16 protein-coding genes are annotated in these 17,846 nt (G+C 68.5%); 10 read left to right on the top strand and 6 right to left on the bottom strand.

The window, feature by feature from the left end; translation table 11 throughout:
- Window positions 1–62 precede the first annotated feature (62 nt).
- On the top strand, window positions 63–1,571 hold the full coding sequence (locus tag FHX72_RS11110) for an RNB domain-containing ribonuclease (RefSeq protein ID WP_183625078.1): 1,509 nt from the start codon (window positions 63–65) through the stop codon (window positions 1,569–1,571).
- A 4-nt stretch (window positions 1,572–1,575) separates the two neighbouring features.
- Here FHX72_RS11110 and FHX72_RS11105 read toward each other — a convergent pair whose 3' ends face one another.
- A complete protein-coding gene (locus FHX72_RS11105) occupies window positions 1,576–1,800 on the bottom strand; it encodes a hypothetical protein (protein ID WP_068477982.1) in 225 nt (74 codons plus the stop codon).
- A gap of 309 nt (window positions 1,801–2,109) precedes the next feature.
- Between FHX72_RS11105 and FHX72_RS11100 the strand changes: the two genes are divergently transcribed.
- Genes FHX72_RS11100 through FHX72_RS11090 form a run of 3 tightly spaced genes read left to right on the top strand, consistent with a single transcriptional unit; the run spans window position 2,110 to window position 4,668 of the window.
- Window positions 2,110–3,093 (top strand): Gfo/Idh/MocA family protein, encoded by a 984-nt coding sequence (locus tag FHX72_RS11100; RefSeq protein WP_183625076.1) that lies wholly within the window; start codon window positions 2,110–2,112, stop codon window positions 3,091–3,093.
- Window positions 3,090–4,115, top strand: coding sequence for a lactonase family protein (locus FHX72_RS11095; protein WP_068477979.1), 1,026 nt, complete (start codon window positions 3,090–3,092; stop codon window positions 4,113–4,115). The genes FHX72_RS11100 and FHX72_RS11095 overlap by 4 nt, the downstream gene beginning before the upstream one ends.
- A 28-nt stretch (window positions 4,116–4,143) precedes the next feature.
- The gene (locus tag FHX72_RS11090) at window positions 4,144–4,668 is read left to right on the top strand and encodes a GNAT family N-acetyltransferase (RefSeq protein WP_183625074.1); all 525 of its coding nucleotides are present in this window, start codon (window positions 4,144–4,146) and stop codon (window positions 4,666–4,668) included.
- Here FHX72_RS11090 and FHX72_RS11085 read toward each other — a convergent pair.
- Window positions 4,634–5,539 carry a LysR family transcriptional regulator gene (locus FHX72_RS11085; RefSeq protein ID WP_068495313.1) on the bottom strand — a complete coding sequence of 302 codons (906 nt, stop codon included), beginning with the start codon at window positions 5,537–5,539 and terminating at the stop codon, window positions 4,634–4,636. The genes FHX72_RS11090 and FHX72_RS11085 overlap by 35 nt on opposite strands.
- A gap of 75 nt (window positions 5,540–5,614) precedes the next feature.
- On the opposite strand from FHX72_RS11085, the gene FHX72_RS11080 reads away from it, so the two are divergent.
- The 5 genes from FHX72_RS11080 (at window position 5,615) to FHX72_RS11060 (ending at window position 10,036) form a co-directional block, all read left to right on the top strand.
- Window positions 5,615–7,162, top strand: a complete 1,548-nt coding sequence (locus FHX72_RS11080; RefSeq protein WP_183625072.1) for an aminotransferase class I/II-fold pyridoxal phosphate-dependent enzyme — start codon at window positions 5,615–5,617, stop codon at window positions 7,160–7,162.
- A 65-nt stretch (window positions 7,163–7,227) separates the two neighbouring features.
- Window positions 7,228–8,673, top strand: a complete 1,446-nt coding sequence (locus tag FHX72_RS11075) for an amino acid permease (protein WP_183625070.1) — start codon at window positions 7,228–7,230, stop codon at window positions 8,671–8,673.
- 83 nt (window positions 8,674–8,756) lie between these two features.
- Window positions 8,757–8,954 carry a hypothetical protein gene (locus FHX72_RS11070; protein ID WP_156479813.1) on the top strand — a complete coding sequence of 66 codons (198 nt, stop codon included), beginning with the start codon at window positions 8,757–8,759 and terminating at the stop codon, window positions 8,952–8,954.
- Window positions 8,955–8,968: 14 nt separating this feature from the next.
- Window positions 8,969–9,163: a hypervirulence associated TUDOR domain-containing protein gene (locus tag FHX72_RS11065; protein ID WP_183625424.1), complete on the top strand. Its 195-nt coding sequence runs from the start codon at window positions 8,969–8,971 to the stop codon at window positions 9,161–9,163.
- Between the two features lie 9 nt (window positions 9,164–9,172).
- On the top strand, window positions 9,173–10,036 hold the full coding sequence (locus tag FHX72_RS11060) for a Cof-type HAD-IIB family hydrolase (protein ID WP_183625068.1): 864 nt from the start codon (window positions 9,173–9,175) through the stop codon (window positions 10,034–10,036).
- Window positions 10,037–10,408: 372 nt separating this feature from the next.
- Here FHX72_RS11060 and FHX72_RS11055 read toward each other — a convergent pair whose 3' ends face one another.
- Genes FHX72_RS11055 through rhaI form a run of 4 tightly spaced genes read right to left on the bottom strand, consistent with a single transcriptional unit; the run spans window position 10,409 to window position 16,422 of the window.
- Entirely contained in the window at window positions 10,409–11,668 is a 1,260-nt protein-coding gene (locus tag FHX72_RS11055; RefSeq protein ID WP_183625066.1) for an alpha-hydroxy acid oxidase, read from the bottom strand.
- A 19-nt stretch (window positions 11,669–11,687) separates the two neighbouring features.
- Window positions 11,688–13,169 (bottom strand): rhamnulokinase, encoded by a 1,482-nt coding sequence (locus FHX72_RS11050; RefSeq protein ID WP_183625064.1) that lies wholly within the window; start codon window positions 13,167–13,169, stop codon window positions 11,688–11,690.
- Window positions 13,169–15,205 carry a bifunctional rhamnulose-1-phosphate aldolase/short-chain dehydrogenase gene (locus FHX72_RS11045; protein WP_068495297.1) on the bottom strand — a complete coding sequence of 679 codons (2,037 nt, stop codon included), beginning with the start codon at window positions 15,203–15,205 and terminating at the stop codon, window positions 13,169–13,171. Before FHX72_RS11045 ends, FHX72_RS11050 begins: the two co-directional genes overlap by 1 nt.
- Window positions 15,206–15,255: 50 nt before the next feature.
- Entirely contained in the window at window positions 15,256–16,422 is a 1,167-nt protein-coding gene (gene rhaI, locus FHX72_RS11040) for an L-rhamnose isomerase (protein ID WP_183625062.1), read from the bottom strand.
- A 311-nt stretch (window positions 16,423–16,733) separates the two neighbouring features.
- Between rhaI and FHX72_RS11035 the strand changes: the two genes are divergently transcribed.
- The gene (locus FHX72_RS11035) at window positions 16,734–17,744 is read left to right on the top strand and encodes a LacI family DNA-binding transcriptional regulator (RefSeq protein WP_183625060.1); all 1,011 of its coding nucleotides are present in this window, start codon (window positions 16,734–16,736) and stop codon (window positions 17,742–17,744) included.
- Window positions 17,745–17,846: the final 102 nt, after the last annotated feature.

Below are 17,846 nucleotides of genomic sequence, written 5' to 3'. Positions count from 1 at the left end.
ACCAGCTACGTTGACGCTATGCAGTCGAGCAGCCGAGTCCCCGCTCAGGAGTTGAGCACCCAATGAGCACGCGCGCAGTGCAGGCAGGCGCAGCCGCCGCGGTGCTCGGCCCCTACCTGGAGCGGCTCCGCACCGAGCTCGAGATCCCTGTCGACTACCCCGCAGATGCGCTTGCCGAGGCGGAGGCCGCGGCGTCGCGGTCGTTTGAGGCAGGGCCCGGCCGACAAGACCTGCGCGAGCTGCCTTTCGTGACGCTCGACCCGGTCGGCTCCCGCGACCTCGACCAGGCCTTCTTCCTGCGTCGGGTCGACGATGCGGTCGGATCAGGCATCGATGACGTCGCCGCCTACGAGGTTTTCTATGCGATCGCCGACGTGGCGGCATTCGTCGAGCCTGGCGGCGCGCTGGACGCCGAGACGCACCGTCGCGCGCTCACCGTGTACGGGCCCGACGGTCGCTACGGACTGCATCCGGCCGTACTCAGTGAGGGTGCCGCGAGCCTGCTCCCAGACGTCGACCGGCCTGCCATCGTGTGGCGGATGCGCCTCGACGGCTCGGGTGAGCTTGTCGGCGACATCGACGTACGTCGATCGATCGTTCGCTCGCGCGCGCAGCTCGACTACCCCGCCGTGCAGCGGCAGCTCGACGAAGGGACCGCGGGCGAGCTCCTGCAGCTCCTGGCCGAGGTGGGCCAGCTGCGCATCGATGCCCAGTTCGCTCGTGGCGGTGCGACCCTCGAGGTGCCTGATCAGGAGATCGAACGCAGCAATGACGGCGCACGCTACACGCTCGTGCTGCGCAAGGCGCTCGCGTGCGAGGAGTTCAACGCGCAGCTGTCGCTGCTCACCGGCATTGCGGCGGCCCGGTTGCAGCGCCGCGCCGGCGTGGGGATCTGGCGCACGCTCGATCCGGCTCGCGACGAGGACGTCGACCGGCTACGCCGCGTCGCGATCACGCTCGGCTTCGAGTGGTCGCCCGGCAAGTCGTACGCGGAGTTCGTCAGAACCATCGACTCGTCGCAGCCCGAGCACGCGGCGTTCGCGACCGAGGCGACCCGCCTGTTCCGCGGTGCCGGCTACGTCGCCTTCGGAACACCAGCCAACCCCGAAGTGCCAAGCGACGCATCCCACAGCGCCATTGCGGCCGAGTACGCGCACGTCACCGCTCCCCTGCGACGCCTCGTCGACCGGTACGGCACCGAGATCGCGCTCGCCTTCTGCGCCGGTGAGCCCGCTCCGGCCTGGGTGGTGGATGCGCTGGACGCGCTCCCCGGCGAGATGGCCGACGGGTCTCGGCGCGCGAACGCGTACGAGCGGGAGACGGTCGACCTGCTCGAGGCCGTGCTGCTCGAGCCGCTGCTCGGCGAGGAGCTGGACGGGATCGTCGTCGAGTCGTCACCAACCGGCGGCGCCGACGGCGGGCAGGCGAAGGCTACGGTGCTGCTGCGAGACCCGGCCGTGCGGGCCAGGCTCGTCGGTGACGCCTCGGCCCTCGAGCTGGGATCCGCGGTGCGAGTGCGCGTCGAAGCCGCGGACCCCGAGAAGCGGGCGGTCACCCTCAGCGTTGCATGATCTGTCAGATCGACGTCCAGGTGAACGAGTAGCCATTGCCGTTGCGGTGGCATGACTCGGTTATCTTGGTCCACGAGCTGATGTAGGTGCGCTGCACGGCCTGGCAGTCGGCGAGCGAGCCGCCGGTCCAGTACATCTGCTCGGTGCCTGCATTGGCGATCGCAGGCGCTGAGACGGCGATACCGACGGCGAAGAGCGCTGCGGTGATGCTTGAGGCGATTCGACGCATGGGGACTCCTTCGACAGGCCCGGCTGGTCCGGGGTGTGGGCGAGCGTAGCCCCGCGATTTGGGGCCATCGGGTGCGTTGGCGTCTCGGCGCGTGACGGGGAGAACTGCCCTCCGCCCTCTCATGCACGACGCGGCCCGGACCTGGGCGTTGCCTTGGCAAAATCGCGCGCGCTTGCAGGCTGCGGTGCTAGCGCAGGCGGCCGTGCAGGCTGAGACTTTGCGTGGGCGGACCCCGAATAGGATCGAAAGCGTGCATTTCTCGACCTCCCCCAAGCTCGCAATCGCCGCCCCGATCATGAGGACGGCCCGATGAGGCTCGCCGTGATCGGCGCGGGGCAGATCGTTGCCGAATTCCTGCCGCACGCCACCGAGGTGCCGGGGCTCGAGCTCGCCGCCATCCAGGGACGCAGGCGCGAGCACCTGGAGACGCTCCAGGAACAGTTCGGGATCGAGCGCGTCTACACCGACCTCGACGAGTGCCTCGCGGACGCATCCATCGACACGGTCTGGGTCGCGCTGCCCAACTCTCTGCACTTCGAGGTCTCACGCCAGGCGCTCGAGGCGGGCAAACACGTCATCTGCGAGAAGCCGTTTGTGCTCGAGGAGTCTGAGCTCGAGGAGCTGCGCGCGCTCGCCACGGCGCGTGACCTGATCCTCATCGAAGCCATCACGACGCAGTACCTTGCGAACTACCGCTGGATCAAGGAGAACCTCGATCGCGTCGGCAAGGTCAAGCTCATCCAGTCCGACTACTCCCAGTACTCCTCGCGGTACAACGCCTTCCGCGAGGGCACCGTGCTGCCCGCCTTCGACCCTGCCCAGGGTGGCGGCGCGCTTATGGACCTCGGCATCTACGCCATCCACTTCGTCGTCGGCCTGCTCGGCCGACCACTGAAGGTCACCTACACGGCGAACGTGCAGCGCGGCGTGGACACCTCCGGAGTGCTTGTCCTCGACTACGGCGACACCACCGCAGTGTGTGTCTGCGCGAAGGATTCCGCAGGGCCCATCCGCAGCAAGATCCAGGGCGAGGACGGCTGGATCGTCGTCGACGGCTCACCGAACGTCATGGCCTCGGTGACCCACGCAGCCAACGGCGGCGACGCAGAGCACGTCGATCTCACGAAGTACCCGCACCGCATGGTGGAGGAGTTCCTGGAGTTCGAGCGCATCATCCGCGAGCACGACACGGCGGAGCGCGACCGCCGCCTCGATCACAGCGCCGACGTGCTCTCCGTCGTCACGACCGCCAGGGCCGCAACCTCAACCGCAACGCAGGAGGAAACCGAATGACCACCCAGCTTGTACTCGTCGCGAACGCCGGCGAAGGCTCCATCTCCGTCTTCCGCTTCGACGGCGCGACCCTCGAGCGCCTGTCCGTTGCAACAGACCTGCAGGGATGCTCGAACTTCGTCGTCGACGCCAGCCGCGACCTCGTCTACGCCGCGGTCAAGGGCCGCCCTGCCGCGATCGTCACGCTGCGCCTCGACCGCGCGTCGGGCGAGCTGAGGTCCATCTCGCGCCGCGATACTCCTCGCGGCGGCCTGAACTATGTCGCCCTGACGCGTGACGGCGGCGCACTGCTCGGCGCTGCCTACTCCGCGAGCTACGGCCTCATCGCGCCGATCAACGACGGCGAGGTCGGCGAGGCGACGACGATCGTCGAGCACCGTCACCTGCACTCGGTCGCCCCGAGCAGCGACGGCCGCTTCGCGTACTTCGTCTCGCTCGGCGACGACGTCGTCGGGCAGTACGCCATCACCGACGACCTCGAACTCGAGGCGCTCGACCCCGTAGGCGCGGTCGCTCCGGCCGGCAGCGGCCCGCGCCACATCGTGCTGAACGGCGCGGAGACCTTCGCCTACGTGATCACCGAATTCAGCGGCGAGGTGCTGCGCTTCGAGCGCGATGCGAGCAACGGCACGCTGTCGTTTGTCGACTCGGCCAGCTACGCGGATGCGTTGCAGGGCCTCCAGCGGGGCGTCCTCGGCGGAAACCCCCTCGAGCCGCGCTCGATCTGGGGAGCGGATGTGCACTGGGGCGCGGACGAGCAGTTCCTGTGGACGTCGGAGCGCACGACAAGCACGCTCGCGCCGCTCACGGTGAACAGCGACGGTTCCCTCGAGGACGCCGCGTCGTTCACCGTCACGCAGCAGCACCCGCGTGGCTTCGGCCTCAGCCCCGACGGCCGATTCCTGGTGGCCGCAGGCGAGGGCGCGACCCAGGTGTCGCTCTACGAGGTCCGCGGCGACCACCTGACGGAGCTGCAGCAGGTCGAGACGGGCGCTGGCGCGAACTGGGTCCGCTGGGTCTGAAGCCCGGTCGCGGTGCTACCTTCGTGCCGTGACTGAGCCGATCATCCGCCCCGCATCTCCCGCCGACGTTCCGCAGATCCTCGATCTGATCCACGGCCTCGCCGTGTACGAGCGCGAACCGGACGCCGTGAAGACGACCGAAGAGCAACTGCACCGCAGCTTCTTCGGCGAGCACCCGGCCGTGTTCGCGACCGTCGCGGAGGCGCCGAACAGCTCCACCAGCGGCGACGCGGGCGGAACCGATGCCGCTGCCCCGCGACTCGATGGCATGGCGCTCTGGTTCCTGAGCTACTCGACGTGGGAGGGCGAGCACGGCATCTGGCTCGAGGACTTGTATGTGCGGGAGGATGCGCGCGGCGGGGGCCTCGGCACGGCGCTGCTCACGTCGCTCGCGGAGGAGTGCGTCGCGAAGGGCTACCGCCGCCTCGAGTGGTCGGTGCTCAAGTGGAACGAACCCTCGATCGGGTTCTACAAGAGCCTCGGCGCGTATCCGATGGACGAATGGGACACGTTCCGGCTCACGGACGAGCCGCTGCAGGCGCTCGGCCGCTGAGCAGGATCTCCGCGAGCCAGCCCGCGGCCGGTGGCGCCGCGCACCTGCGCGTGACGTAGGAGACGTGCCGCTCCCCCAGGTCCTGCACGGCGGGCCGCAGGACGACGTCGAAGTCGGGGTCGATGGCCGCGTTCGTCGAGAGGGCGAAGCCGAGCCCCTCAGCGACAAGCCCGTGGATCATGTAGAGGTCGTCGGTGCGCATGAGTTCGCGCACGGTGTAGCCGAGTGACTGCCCGACGCGGCGCAGCACCCGATCGGACGCCTCGTCGTTGCTACGACTGAAGACCCACGGCACCTCGCGCAGCTCGGCGAAGTCTATGCTCTCGCGGGCGGCCCACTCGCTGTCGCGAGCCACCATGACGCCGTACGGCTCAGTGAGCAGCCGCTGAAGTACGAGGTCGGGCGCGTCGAACGCAGGCTCGACGGACACGTCGTAGATGAGTCCCGCGTGCACCTCTCCGCTCCTCAGCATCCGCACGACCTCCGTCGGCTCCCCCTCGACGACCTCGACGCGCACCGACGTCCGTTTCTGGAGGGCAGCGATCGCGGCGGGCAGGAGGCGCGAGCCCATCGACGCGAACGTGCCGACGCGAAGGGTGACAACTCCGGCGTCACGCTGGTCGGCGACGACCTGCTCCGCCCGGTCGATGCGCGCAACCACCTGTGCGATATCGGCGGCGAATGACTCCCCGAGCGGGGTCAGGGATGTCCCACGCCGCCCGCGGTCGACGAGGCGGGCGCCGAGGTGTGACTCGAGGTTGCGCAGGTGGTGCGTCACCGTCGGCACCCCGTACTGCAGCGCCTTCGCGGCGCCCGTCAGGCTCCCGTGCTCCCGGACGGCGAGGAGCACACGGAACTGCTGCCGGTTCATCACACATAGACCGTGTGTCACTGGGAGCAGGATCCTGCTATATCGCCGTCGCCAGTTCGTTCCTAGCCTGAACCCATGTCCATCCTCCACGCACCCTCCCCGAGCAGCGCCGCTCAGGACACCAGCACCGCCGCACCGACCGAGCGGCACATCCCGAGCGAGCAGTTCGAGACCCCATACGCCGACGCGCTCCGCTCCCTCGCCACCCACGACTGGCAGCGGATGCACGTGCCGGCTCACCACGCGAAGGCCGAGAACGCGCCAGGTGTCGCGAGCCTCGTCGGCGCCGACGCGCTCACCTTCGACTTCCCCATGCTCTTCAGCGGCGTCGACCAGGAGACGTGGCGCCTCACGACACCAGGCCGCGTCACCCCGCTCATGCGGGCGCAGGGCCTCGCGGCCGACGCGTGGGGCGCGAGCCGCGTCTGGTTCACCACCAACGGCGCATCCGGCGGCAACCACGTCGCGACCACGGTTGTCCGCGGTCTCGGCACCGAGTTCGCGGTGCAGCGCAGCGTGCACTCGAGCGTCATCGACGGCATCACCCACACCAGCCTGACGCCCAACTTCGTGCACGGGGCCGTCGACTCCGGGCTCGGGGCCGCGCACGGCGTGACCGCGGCGCAGGTCGCCGCGACCCTCGCCGAGCATCCACGGTCCGCCGCCGTGTACATCGTCACGCCGAGCTACTTCGGCGCGGTCGCCGACGTAGCCGCCATCGCCGCGGTCGCCCACGGGCACGGCGTGCCGCTCATCGTCGACGAGGCTTGGGGCTCGCACTTCGGGATGCACCCGGAGCTGCCCACGAACGCGGTACGCCTCGGCGCCGACCTCGTCATCTCGAGTACCCACAAGGGCGCGGGCTCACTCACGCAGTCGGCGATGCTCCAGCTCGGGCACGGGCCGCACGCGCAGCGACTCGAGTCGTTGGTCGACCGGGTCGTCCGCTCCTACCAGTCGACGAGCTGCAGCGCGCTGCTGCTCGCGTCTCTCGACGAGGCGCGGCGCCACCTCGTGACCCGGCCGGACGCGATCGAGGCGGCCCTCTCATCTGCCAAGCGCATCCGCGGACTCGTGCACGACGACCGCCGCTATCGCGACGCGACGCCGGACATTCTCGCGAGCCCCGACGCCATCGCGAACGACCCGTTCAAGATCGCCATCGACACGCGCGGCGCGGGGATCACTGGCACGGATGCGCACTACCAGCTGCTGCGCGACCACCGGGTCTACTGCGAGCTCGCGACCCCGTCCGCGCTCCTCGCGCTCGTGGGCGCGACCGCGCACGTCGACGTCGACCGCCTCTGGGGCGCACTGCAGGCGCTGCCGGAAGCCGAAGTCGAGCCGGTTCGCCCGGTCTCGCTGCCCGCGAGCTGCGAGCGGGCCATGGGTCTCTCGAAAGCATTCTTTAGTCCCGTCGAGACGGTGCCGTACACGGAGGCGGTGGGCCGAATCTCGGCCGACTCCCTCGCCGCGTACCCGCCAGGCGTACCCAACGTGCTGCCGGGCGAGGTACTCAGCCAGGAGGCCGTCGACTTCCTCAGGCACATGAGCTCGGCCCCGTCCGGCTACGTCCGCGGCGCCAACGACCCGGAACTCAGCACGTTCCGCGTCGTCGCCTGACCCTCGACCCGGCCAGCAACATCCATTCAGACCTCATCGCCAAGACATCAACACAAGGGAGTGTCATGTCCACGACAACCACCACGAAGCCGCCGCAAGGCGAGATGCAGCGGGGCCTCAAGAACCGCCACCTGCAGCTCATCGCCATCGGCGGCGCCATCGGAACGGGACTTTTCCTCGGCTCCGGCAAGCTCATCAGCGTCTCGGGCCCGTCGATCATCTTCGTCTACATGGTGATCGGGTTCTTCGTCTTCTTCATCATGCGAGCCCTCGGCGAGCTCCTCCTCTCGAACCTGCACTACAAGACCTTCGGCGACATCGCGAAGCACATGCTCGGCCCCTGGGCCGGGTTCTTCGTCTCCTGGAACTACTGGTTCTCGTGGGTCATCGCGTGCGTCGCCGACATTGTCGCCATCACGGCCTACGTGCAGTGGTTCAACGCAGACATCCCGAGCTGGCTGCCCGCCCTCGTCGCCGTTGTCGTGCTGACGGTGTTGAACCTGCAGCCCGTGAAGTGGTTCGGCGAGACCGAGTTCTGGTTCGCGATCATCAAGATCGTCGCGATCCTCGGCCTCATCGCCGTCGGCATCGTGCTCATCCTCACGCGCTTCCAGAGCCCGGACGGCGACACCGCCACGCTCTCGAACCTCTGGGAGCACGGCGGGATGTTCCCCATGGGTGCCAGTGGGTTTGTGCTCGGCTTCCAAATGGGTATCTTCTCGTTCATCGGGGTCGAGCTTGTCGGCACCGCCGCGGCCGAGACCGAGAACCCGCGGAAGACCCTGCCGAAGGCCATCAACTCGATCGTCGCGCGCATCCTCATCTTCTACCTCGGGGCCCTCATCGTCATCATGAGCGTCACTCCGTGGGACAAGATCGAGCCGGGCAAGAGCCCCTTCGTGTCGACGCTCGCGATCGCCGGCTTCGGCCTCGCCGCGTTCGCGATCCAGCTGGTGGTGCTCAGCTCGGCCGCCTCGAGCGCCAACTCGGGCCTGTACTCGGGCACACGGATGCTCTTCGGGCTCTCGAAGGACGGGCACGCCCCCAAGGCGTTTGCGATGACGAGCTCAAGGGGCGTGCCGACGAAGGCCGTCTTCTTCACGTGCGTCTTCCTGTTCTCCGCCATCCCGCTGCTCTTCGCGGGCGACGAGGTCATCGCGGCGTTCACGTTCGTCTCGTCGATGTGCGCGACCCTCATCCTCTTCACGTGGGGCTCCATCGTCGTGAGCTACATCGTGTACCTGCGGCGCTACCCCGAGAAGCACCGCGCGTCGAAGTTCAAGCTGCCGCTGGCCCGCGTCGCCCCGTGGCTCGTGCTGGCGTTCTTCGTCTTCATCGCCGGCACACTGCTCTATGGCGACGACACCCGACTGCCGTTCCTCGCCGCGCCGGTGTGGTTCCTCATTCTCACCGTTCTGTGGCAGTTGCAGAAGCGGAAGCTGCAGCGGGACGGGCGGCCGCTGACGGCCCCGATCCCGACCATCGCGCATCCGCTCGACGAAGAAGAGTAGGCGGCGGAGCAGTAGCGCGTGGAGGTCCGGCATCTGCGTCGCGCCTCCACGTCGTGTTCAGGACCAGCGGGCATGCTCTGCTCATGAAGAAGCTGATGCTGAACACCTACATGTGGGTCGCCGTCGCCTTCTACGTCGTCGCCCTCATCGACCTCGGGAACGACGGCAGCATCTGGATCGTCTGGTTCGCCCTCGGCCTGGTCTTCACGATCATCGCCTACCGCCGCCCGTCGGGCATCGCGAAGACCGCCGCAGCTGAAGAGAGCGAGGACACGCCGTGAGCACAGACCTCAGCATGGGCGACCGCGTGAGCTGGAACACATCGCAGGGCCGCACGCAGGGCAAGATCGTCGAGAAGAAGACGAAGGACTTCCAGTTCGACGGGCAGAAGTTCACGGCGTCCGCCGACGAGCCGTCGTACCTCATCGAGTCTGAGAAGTCTGGGGCGAGGGCTGCGCACAAGGGCTCGGCGCTTCGGAAGCTCTCGTAGGCTGGCTGCATGGCAGACACCGTTCTCGAGACCGCCGACCGCCACTACGAGGCCTCCCTCGAGGGGAATGACGTGCGGCTCGTGGTCGCCGACATGGACGGCACGCTGCTGCTCGACGACCACACGGTTCCCGACGAGTTCTGGGGGCTGCTGCAGCGGATGCGCGCGGCTGGCGTCGAGTTCACCCCGGCGAGCGGGCGCCAGTACGCGACGCTCGCGAAGCTCTTCGAGCGCGACTCCGACGGCATGTCGTTCATCGCCGAGAACGGCACGTTCGTGGTGCGCGACGGCAAGGAGGTCAGCTCGCTGACGCTCGACGCCGCGTTCATCGAGCGGGCCATCGCGCTGCTGCGCGGCCTCATCGAGGCCGGCCACGACCTCGGGGTCGTGCTGTGCGGCAAGAAGTCGGCGTACATCGAGCGCGGCGACGATGTCTTCATCGCGGAGGCGCGCAACTACTACGAGGCGCTCACGATCGTCGACGACGTGCTGGACACCGACGACGAGTACGTGAAGATCGCGGTCTACGACTTCGCTGAGGTCGAGACGGGTGCGGCCGCCGAGGTCGACGAGCTGCGCGAGTCGCACCGGGTCGTTGTCTCCGGCCACCACTGGATGGACATCATGCCGCCCGAGGCCAACAAGGGCCTCGCGGTGCGACAGCTGCAGGAGCGCCTCGGCGTGACCGCCGCCCAGACGGCGGTCTTCGGCGACTTCTTCAACGACGTCGAGATGTTCGCCGAAGCCGAGCGCTCCTACGCCATGGCTGGCGCGCATCCCGAGGTCAAGGACATCGCCAAGTACCTCGCGCCCTCCAACCAGGAGCAGGGCGTCGTCACCGTCGTGAGCGCGCTGCTCGACGCGCAGGCATAGGTGTCGAAGCAACCTCCACCTGGCGCCGCGCGACACAGTTACGACACTGATGGGTCTCACCAACCGGTGATGGGTTCCGCCGGACCAGCGTGATGGGTTTCGCCGACTGGTGGTGGGAATTTACCCATCACCAGTCGGGAAAACCCATCACTGACCGGCTGGGACCGAGCCAGCGCAGCGGTCAGCCCGGCGGCCAGCACAGCGCAAAGCAGTTGTGGCACTGTGCTGTTCCCCGGAGCGGGAGCAGCACAGTGCCACAACTTTCCTGCGTGAACGTTGCGCGACCGACGGGCGCATCCGCCGGTCAGCGCGAGGCCTCACCAGCCTCAGCCCTCGTGGGCGCGCAATAGCAGCAGGACGAGCCTGCCGGAACTACGCGCGGTCGGGGGCCGCTTCGATGAACGACGTCGACACGTAGCGCTTCAACTGCGTGACGTGCGACGGGTTCAGCTCTTCGAGGGAGTGCGCGCCGAGGAGCTTCATGGTGCGGATGATCTCGTCGGAGAGGATCGCGATGGTGCGGTCGACGCCCTCACGCCCGCCGGCCATGAGGCCGTACAGGTAGGCGCGGCCGATCATCGTGAAGTTCGCGCCGAGCGCGACCGACGCGACGATGTCTGCACCGTTCATGATGCCGGTGTCGACGCCGATCTCGAGGTCCTTGCCGACCTCGCGTGCGACGGCGGGGAGCAGGTGGAAGGGGATCGGAGCCCGATCCAGCTGCCGCCCGCCGTGGTTCGAGAGGACGATGCCGTCGACGCCGAGGTCGGCAAACGTCTTGGAGTCCTCGAGGTTCTGCACGCCCTTGATGACGATCTTGCCCGGCCACATCTCGCGGATGACCTTGAGGTCCTCGAAGTTGATCGTCGGGTCCATGGCGGAGTCGAGCAGCTCGCCGACCGTGCCGCCCGTCGTCGCGAGCGACGCGAACTCGAGCTTCGGGGTCGTAAGGAAGTCGATCCACCACCAGGGGCGCGGGATGGCGTTGATGATCGTGCCGACCGTGAGCTGCGGCGGGATCGAGAAGCCGTTGCGCTTGTCGCGCAGGCGGGCGCCGGCGACGGGGGTGTCGACCGTGAAGTGCAGCGTGTCGAAGCCTGCCTTCGCGGCGCGCTCGACGAGGCCGTAGGAGATCGAGCGGTCCTTCATGACGTACAGCTGGAACCAGTTGCGGCCGTTCGGGTTGACCTTCGCGACCTCTTCAATGGTCGTCGTGCCGAGCGTCGACAGGGTGAAGGGGATGCCCGCGGCCGCGGCAGCACCGGCGCCTGCAGTCTCACCCTCGGTCTGCATGAGGCGCGTGAACCCGGTCGGGGCGATCGCAAACGGCATCGCCATCGGCCCGCCGAGCACGGTGCTCGACGTGTCGACGTTCGCGACGTCGCGCAGCACGGACGGGTTGAACTCGACGTCTCTGAACGCGGTGCGCGCGCGGCGCAGCGACAGCTCGCCCTCGGCGGCGCCGTCGGTGTAGTCGAAGGCCGCCTTCGGGGTACGTCGCTTCGCGATGCGCCGCAGGTCCTCGATCGTGAGCGCCGAGTTGAGGCGGCGGCGACGGCCGTTGAGGTCGGGCTTCTTGAACTGCATGAGCTCGAGCAGCTCGAGGGGCTTGGGGGCTTGACGTTTCACCATGGGGCAGCTGCCTTTGCTTCTATCGGGTCATCTTCGGGTCGTAGCGGATGATCTGTGTCGATCTGGCGACGATGGAACGGATCTTAGAGAGATTGTCGGGGATCCAACCGTGAGCGCGCGCCTGCACAAGCAGGTTACCCATTGCGGTTGCCTCGACGGGCCCGGCCAGCACGGGCATGCCCGAGCGGTCGGCCGTCGCCTGGCAGAGGAGGGCGTTCTGCGAGCCGCCGCCGACGATGTGGATGACGCTCACGGGATGCTCGGCGAGCGTCGATGCCGTCGTGACGGCGTCGGCGAAGGCTTGCGCGAGGCTCTCCACGATGGAGCGGACGATGCCCGCTGGCGTCGTCGGCGCATCGAGGCCACGCTCGGTGAGCCAGGCCGCGATGCGTCCAGGAATGTCGCCCGGCGCCATGAACACGGAGTCGTTGACGTCGAAGATCGGCACGTCACCGGCCACCTGGGCAGCGTCTGCGAGCAGCTGCTGCAAGGTGGACGAACGCTGCGCGTCCGTCGCCGCTGGCTCCCAGTGGCGCTGCGATTCCGACAGCAGCCACAGGCCCATGACGTTGTGCAGGAAGCGCACGCGGCCGTCGACGCCGCCCTCGTTCGTGAAGTTCGCCTCGCGCGCGGCGTCGGTGACAACCGCCTCGTCGAGCTCGAGGCCCACAAGACCCCACGTGCCGCACGAGATGTAGGCGAAGTCGCGGCCCACGTTGGGGATCGCGACGATCGCCGAGGCGGTGTCGTGCGAGCCGACGGCGACCACGTCGATGTCGCGCCCGACAACCCGCGCCGCTTCGCCCTCGAGCGAGCCGAGCACGGAGCCAGGGTCGACGAGGTGCGGCAGGATGCGCGCGGGCACGCCCACGCGCTCGGCGAGCTCCGTATCCCATCCCCGAGTGTCGGCACGCAGCAGACCGGTCGTGGATGCGTTGGTGCGCTCGGCGACCTGCGCGCCCGTGAGCCAGTAGGCGAGCAGGTCGGGCAGGAGCAGCATCTGCTCGGCGAGGCCAAGCAGCTCTCCGTCGGTCGCGAGCTGGAAGACCGTGTTGAACGGCAGGTGCTGGAGCCCGTTGCGGCGGTACAGCTCCTCCGGCGAGGCGATGGCGTGCACCGCCTCGACGCCGCGCGCGGTCCGCTCGTCCCGGTACGCGTACGGGACGCCCAGCACACGGCCGTCACGCAGGAGCGCGTAGTCGACAGCCCAGGAGTCGATGCCGATGCTCGCGATCTGGCCCGGCGCATCCCGCTCAGCCGCCGCCAGCCCGTCGAGGACGTGCTGGTACAGGCCGAGCAGGTTCCAGTGCAGCCCGTCGCGCGTGCGCACTGGGTTGTTCGGGAAGCGCGCCTCGTGGCGCATCGTGAGCACGCCATCCGTGATCGTGCCCGTGATGACGCGACCGCTCGTGGCGCCGAGGTCGACCGCCGCGACCGTGCGAGGCGCATCCGCCCCACCGCGGCCGCCGGCGGCCGAACCCTGCGTTGCAGCGTCCGTCATCAGCGGAGGAAGGCTGCCGCGACGCCCGAGTCGACGGGGATGTGCAGGCCGGTCGTGCGCGTGAGCTCTGGACCCGTGAGCACGTACACCGCGTCGGCGACGTTCTCGGGCACAACCTCGCGCTTGAGGATGGTGCGGTTCGCGTAGTACTGGCCGAGGTCCTCTTCCTTCACGCCGTAGGTCGCGGCGCGGTTCGCGCCCCAGCCTGCCGCGAAGATGCCGGAGCCGCGCACGACTCCGTCCGGGTTGATGCCGTTGACGCGGATGCCGTGCTCGCCGAGCTCGACCGCGAGGAGGCGGACCTGGTGTGCCTGGTCGGCCTTCGTCGCCGAGTAGGCGATGTTGTTCGGGCCGGCGAAGACGGAGTTCTTCGAGGAGATGTAGATAACGTCACCGCCGAGCTTCTGCTCGATGAGCGCCTTGGCGGCGGCCTTCGACACGAGGAAGGAGCCCTTCGCCATGACGTCGTGCTGCAGGTCCCAGTCCTTCTCGGTCGTCTCGAGCAGCGGCTTCGAGAGCGAGAGGCCAGCGTTGTTGACGACGAGGTCGATGCCGCCGAACGCGAGCAGCGTCGCGTCGATGGCGGCCTGCACGCCGGCGGCGTCCGCGACGTTCGCGGCGACGCCGATCGCGACGTCGGTGTTCCCGAGCTCGGCGGCGGCGGCCTGCGCCTTCTCGAGGTCGAGGTCGGCAACGACGACGCACGCGCCCTCAGCCGCGAGGCGGGTCGCGATTGCCTTGCCGATACCGGATGCAGCGCCAGTGACAAACGCGATGCGCCCCTGGTGCGTCTTCGGCTTCGGCATCCGCTGCAACTTCGCCTCCTCGAGCGCCCAGTACTCGATGCGGAACTTCTCCTCATCCGAGATCGGGGAGTAGCTCGAGAGCGCCTCGGCGCCGCGCATCACGTTGATCGCGTTCAAGTAGAACTCACCGGCGACGCGGGCGGTCTGCTTGTTCTTGCCATACGAGAACATGCCGACGCCAGGCACGAGCACGATGAGCGGGTCCGCGCCGCGGATGGCGGGCGACTCGGCCGTCGCGAACTTGTCGTAGTAGGCCTTGTAGTCGGCGCGGTAGGCCGTGTGCAGCTCCTCGAGGCGAGCGAGCTGCTCCTCGACGGATGCCGTGGTCGGCAGGTCGAGGACCAGCGGCTTGACCTTGGTGCGCAGGAAGTGGTCAGGGCAGCTCGTGCCGAGAGCGGCGAGCTCCGCGAGCTTCTCGCTCGCGAGGAAGTCGAGCACGCGCTCGTCGTCGGTGAAGTGGCCGATCATGGGGGCGTCGTGCGACGCAACGGCGCGGATGGACGGCGCAAGGGCCGCCGCACGTGCGCGTCGCTCGTCGGCGGGGAGCGCCTCGAAGCCGCTCATGACGCCGCCAAACGGGTCGGCCTTGCCGTGTGCATCGATGTATGCCGCTGCAGTGTCGATGATCCAGAGCGAGTTGCGCTCCGACTCCTCGGACGTGTCGCCCCAGGCGGTGATACCGTGGCCGCCGAGGATGCAGCCGATCGCCTGCGGGTTCTCGTCCTTGATGTTCGCGATGTCGAGGCCGAGCTGGAAGCCGGGGCGGCGCCAGGGCACCCAGACGACCTTGTCACCGAAGATCTTCGCCGTCAGCTCTTCGCCGTCGGCCGCCGTCGCGATCGCGATGCCGGAGTCGGGGTGCAGGTGGTCGACGTGCGCCGCATCCACGAGGCCGTGCATGGCCGTGTCGATCGACGGGGCCGCGCCGCCCTTGCCGTGGAGGCAGAAGTCGAAGGCGGCGACCATCTCGTCCTCGCGCTCGACGCCGGGGTAGACGTTCGTGAGCGCCCGGAAGCGGTCGAGGCGGAGCACGGCGAGGCCCTGCTCCGTGAGCGTCCCGAGGTCTCCCCCGGAGCCCTTCACCCAGAGCAGCTCGACGGGCTCACCCGTCACGGGGTCGGTCTCGGTGCCCTTCGCGGAGGTGTTTCCACCCGCGTAGTTCGTGTTCTTCGGGTCTTCGCCGAGGCGGTTGCTGCGCGAGATGAGGTCGGCCGCTGCTGGGTTCGTCATGTCAGTTCCTTCGAAGCTCGTGAGGTCGTGGTCGCGGGGTGGGGTGGCGCTTACGCGCCCCAGCTGGCCTGGACGCCGCCGACGCGCTCCTCGGCGACCTGCTGCTCGTATCCGGATGCACGGAACGCGGCGAGCGGGTTCGCGGGCAGGCCGCGCGACTCGCGCCACTCGGCAAGGGCCGGGCGCACGTCGGTCGAGAACGCGTCCATGTAGATCTCGTGGGCGACAAGCACGTCGCCAGACTTCTGCGCCGCGGTGAGGGCTTCCTTGTCGATGAGCAGCGCACGCGCCGTCATCTCCTGCACGTTGAGGACGGAGCGCATCTGGCCCTGGATCTTCGACTCGACGTTGTGGCACTGGTCGAGCATGAAAGCCACGTCGGGGTTGTTGAGGCCGCCGCCGCGGATGACCTCGGCGAGGATGCGGAAGAGCTGGAACGGGTCTGCCGAGCCCACGATGAGGTCATCGTCGGCGTAGAAGCGCGAGTTGAAGTCGAACGAGCCGAGGCGACCGAGGCGCAGGAGCTGCATGACGATGAACTCGATGTTGGTGCCTGGCGCGTGGTGGCCCGTGTCGAGGCAGACCATGGCCTTGTCGCCGAGGGCGGCGACCTGCACGTAGCTCGTGCCCCAGTCCGGAACGTCCGTGTGGTAGAACGCCGGCTCGAAGAACTTGTACTCGAGCACGAGGCGCTGGTCGTCGCCGATGCGCGCGTAGATCTCCTGCAGCGAGTCGTGGAGGCGGTCCTGGCGGCCGCGCAGGTCGGCCTGGCCCGGGTAGTTGGAGCCTTCGGCGAGCCAGATCTTCAGGTCGCGCGAGCCGGTCTCGTCCATGACGTCGATGCAGCGCAGGTGGTGGTCGACGGCCTTGCGGCGCACGGCGGCATCTTCGTGCGTGAGGGCGCCGAACTTGTAGTCGTCGTCCTGGAACGTGTTGGAGTTGATCGTGCCGAGCTCGACGCCGAGGTCTTCCGCGTGCTTGCGGAGGGCGGCGAAGTCGTCGACGACGTCCCACGGGATGTGCAGGGCCACGCTGGGGGCAAGCGCGGTGTACTTGTTCACCTGGGCCGCATCCGCGATCTTCTCGAACGGGTCGCGCGGCGTGCCAGCCGTCTGGAAGACCTTGAATCGGGTGCCTGAGTTGCCAAACGCCCAGGACGGGAGCTCGATGCCCTGTCCCTCGAGCGCTGCAAGCTGGTCTGCGGAGAGGATGCTCACGGTTCGTCGCCTTCGTTGGTCGGTTGCGGATGCGCTCCCGGGCCGAACGACGTCGTCCACGGCTTCGGAAACACGATCACAGAATTGAATCGTTTCAGTAGGTTCAGGTTACGAGCCGGCGCGCGTGAAGTCAAGAACGTTTCAATCGTCCGTGTCGCTCGCGCGCATCCGCCCTCGCATCCACCACACGCCACCCGAGGAGCCTCACCTCGCGAGTCGCCCCAAATGGTCGCCATTCGTTGCTCAAAACGACCCTTTGCGGCACCTCGCGCGAGCCGGTGGCCTATCCTTCAGACAACCAAAGGAGGCCCATGGCAGTCAGCGTGCGCGACGTCGCGACACTCGCCGGCGTCTCCGTCGGCACCGTCTCGAACGTGCTCAACCATCCCGAGAAGGTCTCGAAGGCGACCGTCGACAAGGTGCAGGCCGCCATCGAGGAGCTCGGCTTCGTGCGCAACGACGCCGCCAGGCAGCTGCGCGCCGGTGAGAGCCGCACGGTCGGCCTCATCGTGCTCGACCTCCGCAACCCCTTCTTCACGGAAGTTGCGCGCGGCGCAGAGGAGCGCGCCGCCGAGCTCGGGTTCTCGGTGCTCGTCGCCAACAGCGACGAGCAGGAGGAGCGCGAGCGCACCCACCTCGGCCTCTTCGAGGAGCAGCGCGTCTTCGGCGTGCTCGTCACCCCGATGGCCGCGAACATGCCCCAGCTCGAGCGCCTCCACAAGCGCGGCACCCCCGTCGTGCTCGTCGACCGCGAGAGCTCGGACGAGCGCTACCCGTCCGTCGCCGTCGACGACCGCACGGGCGGCCGCATCGCCGTCGAGCACCTCCTCGAGACCGGCCACCGGCGCATCGCGTTCGTGGGCGGGCCGATGGAGATCCAGCAGGTCACCGACCGCTTCGAGGGCGCCCGCGACGCCGTGCGCGAGGTCTCCGGCGCGACGCTCGAGGTACTCGCGACGGATGCGCTCTCCATGTCGGAGGGCAGGCGCGCGGGGCTCACCCTCGCCGACCGCGAAGCCGCCGAGCTGCCGGACGCGGTCTTCGCCGCCAACGACATGCTTGCGCTCGGCCTGCTGCAGAGCCTGCAGGGCACAAGCCACGCCACCGTGCCGGAGAACATCGCGCTCATCGGCTACGACGACATCGACTTCGCCGCTTTCGCCTCGACGTCGCTCAGCTCCATCCACCAGCCCGCGCACCTCATTGGCTCGAAAGCCATGGATCTGCTGGTCGCCTCAGCCCGCGACCCCAAGGCGACACCGGAGCACATCCGCTTCACCCCGGAGCTCGTGGCCCGCGCCTCCACGGCGCCCCGCGCCTAGCGCCCTGGCGTCGCGCCCCGCCCCCGTTACCTTCTTCATACCCAGTTCGGGGAGTGATCCTTGGAGGGTGTTGGCCATCCCGGGCTCGGCATGACTCTGTGC

Source organism: Pseudoclavibacter helvolus (genome assembly GCF_014191305.1).
Taxonomy (GTDB): Bacteria; Actinomycetota; Actinomycetes; order Actinomycetales; family Microbacteriaceae; genus Pseudoclavibacter; species Pseudoclavibacter helvolus.
Note: the sequence above shows the minus strand (reverse complement) of the source record. Positions and strands in the feature narration are given on the sequence as shown.

Excerpts from the sequence above, each read along its gene's own strand:
- FHX72_RS11060 (WP_183625068.1), top strand. The coding sequence starts at position 9,173 with ATGGCAGACACCGTTCTCGAGACCGCCGACCGCCACTACGAGGCCTCC.
- FHX72_RS11100 (WP_183625076.1), top strand. The coding sequence starts at position 2,110 with ATGAGGCTCGCCGTGATCGGCGCGGGGCAGATCGTTGCCGAATTCCTG.
- FHX72_RS11035 (WP_183625060.1), top strand. The coding sequence starts at position 16,734 with ATGGCAGTCAGCGTGCGCGACGTCGCGACACTCGCCGGCGTCTCCGTC.
- FHX72_RS11085 (WP_068495313.1), bottom strand. The coding sequence starts at position 5,539 with ATGAACCGGCAGCAGTTCCGTGTGCTCCTCGCCGTCCGGGAGCACGGG.
- FHX72_RS11080 (WP_183625072.1), top strand. The coding sequence starts at position 5,615 with ATGTCCATCCTCCACGCACCCTCCCCGAGCAGCGCCGCTCAGGACACC.
- FHX72_RS11105 (WP_068477982.1), bottom strand. The coding sequence starts at position 1,800 with ATGCGTCGAATCGCCTCAAGCATCACCGCAGCGCTCTTCGCCGTCGGT.
- FHX72_RS11045 (WP_068495297.1), bottom strand. The coding sequence starts at position 15,205 with ATGACGAACCCAGCAGCGGCCGACCTCATCTCGCGCAGCAACCGCCTC.
- FHX72_RS11065 (WP_183625424.1), top strand. The coding sequence starts at position 8,969 with ATGGGCGACCGCGTGAGCTGGAACACATCGCAGGGCCGCACGCAGGGC.
- FHX72_RS11110 (WP_183625078.1), top strand. The coding sequence starts at position 63 with ATGAGCACGCGCGCAGTGCAGGCAGGCGCAGCCGCCGCGGTGCTCGGC.
- FHX72_RS11095 (WP_068477979.1), top strand. The coding sequence starts at position 3,090 with ATGACCACCCAGCTTGTACTCGTCGCGAACGCCGGCGAAGGCTCCATC.
- FHX72_RS11055 (WP_183625066.1), bottom strand. The coding sequence starts at position 11,668 with ATGGTGAAACGTCAAGCCCCCAAGCCCCTCGAGCTGCTCGAGCTCATG.
- FHX72_RS11050 (WP_183625064.1), bottom strand. The coding sequence starts at position 13,169 with ATGACGGACGCTGCAACGCAGGGTTCGGCCGCCGGCGGCCGCGGTGGG.
- FHX72_RS11070 (WP_156479813.1), top strand. The coding sequence starts at position 8,757 with ATGAAGAAGCTGATGCTGAACACCTACATGTGGGTCGCCGTCGCCTTC.
- FHX72_RS11075 (WP_183625070.1), top strand. The coding sequence starts at position 7,228 with ATGTCCACGACAACCACCACGAAGCCGCCGCAAGGCGAGATGCAGCGG.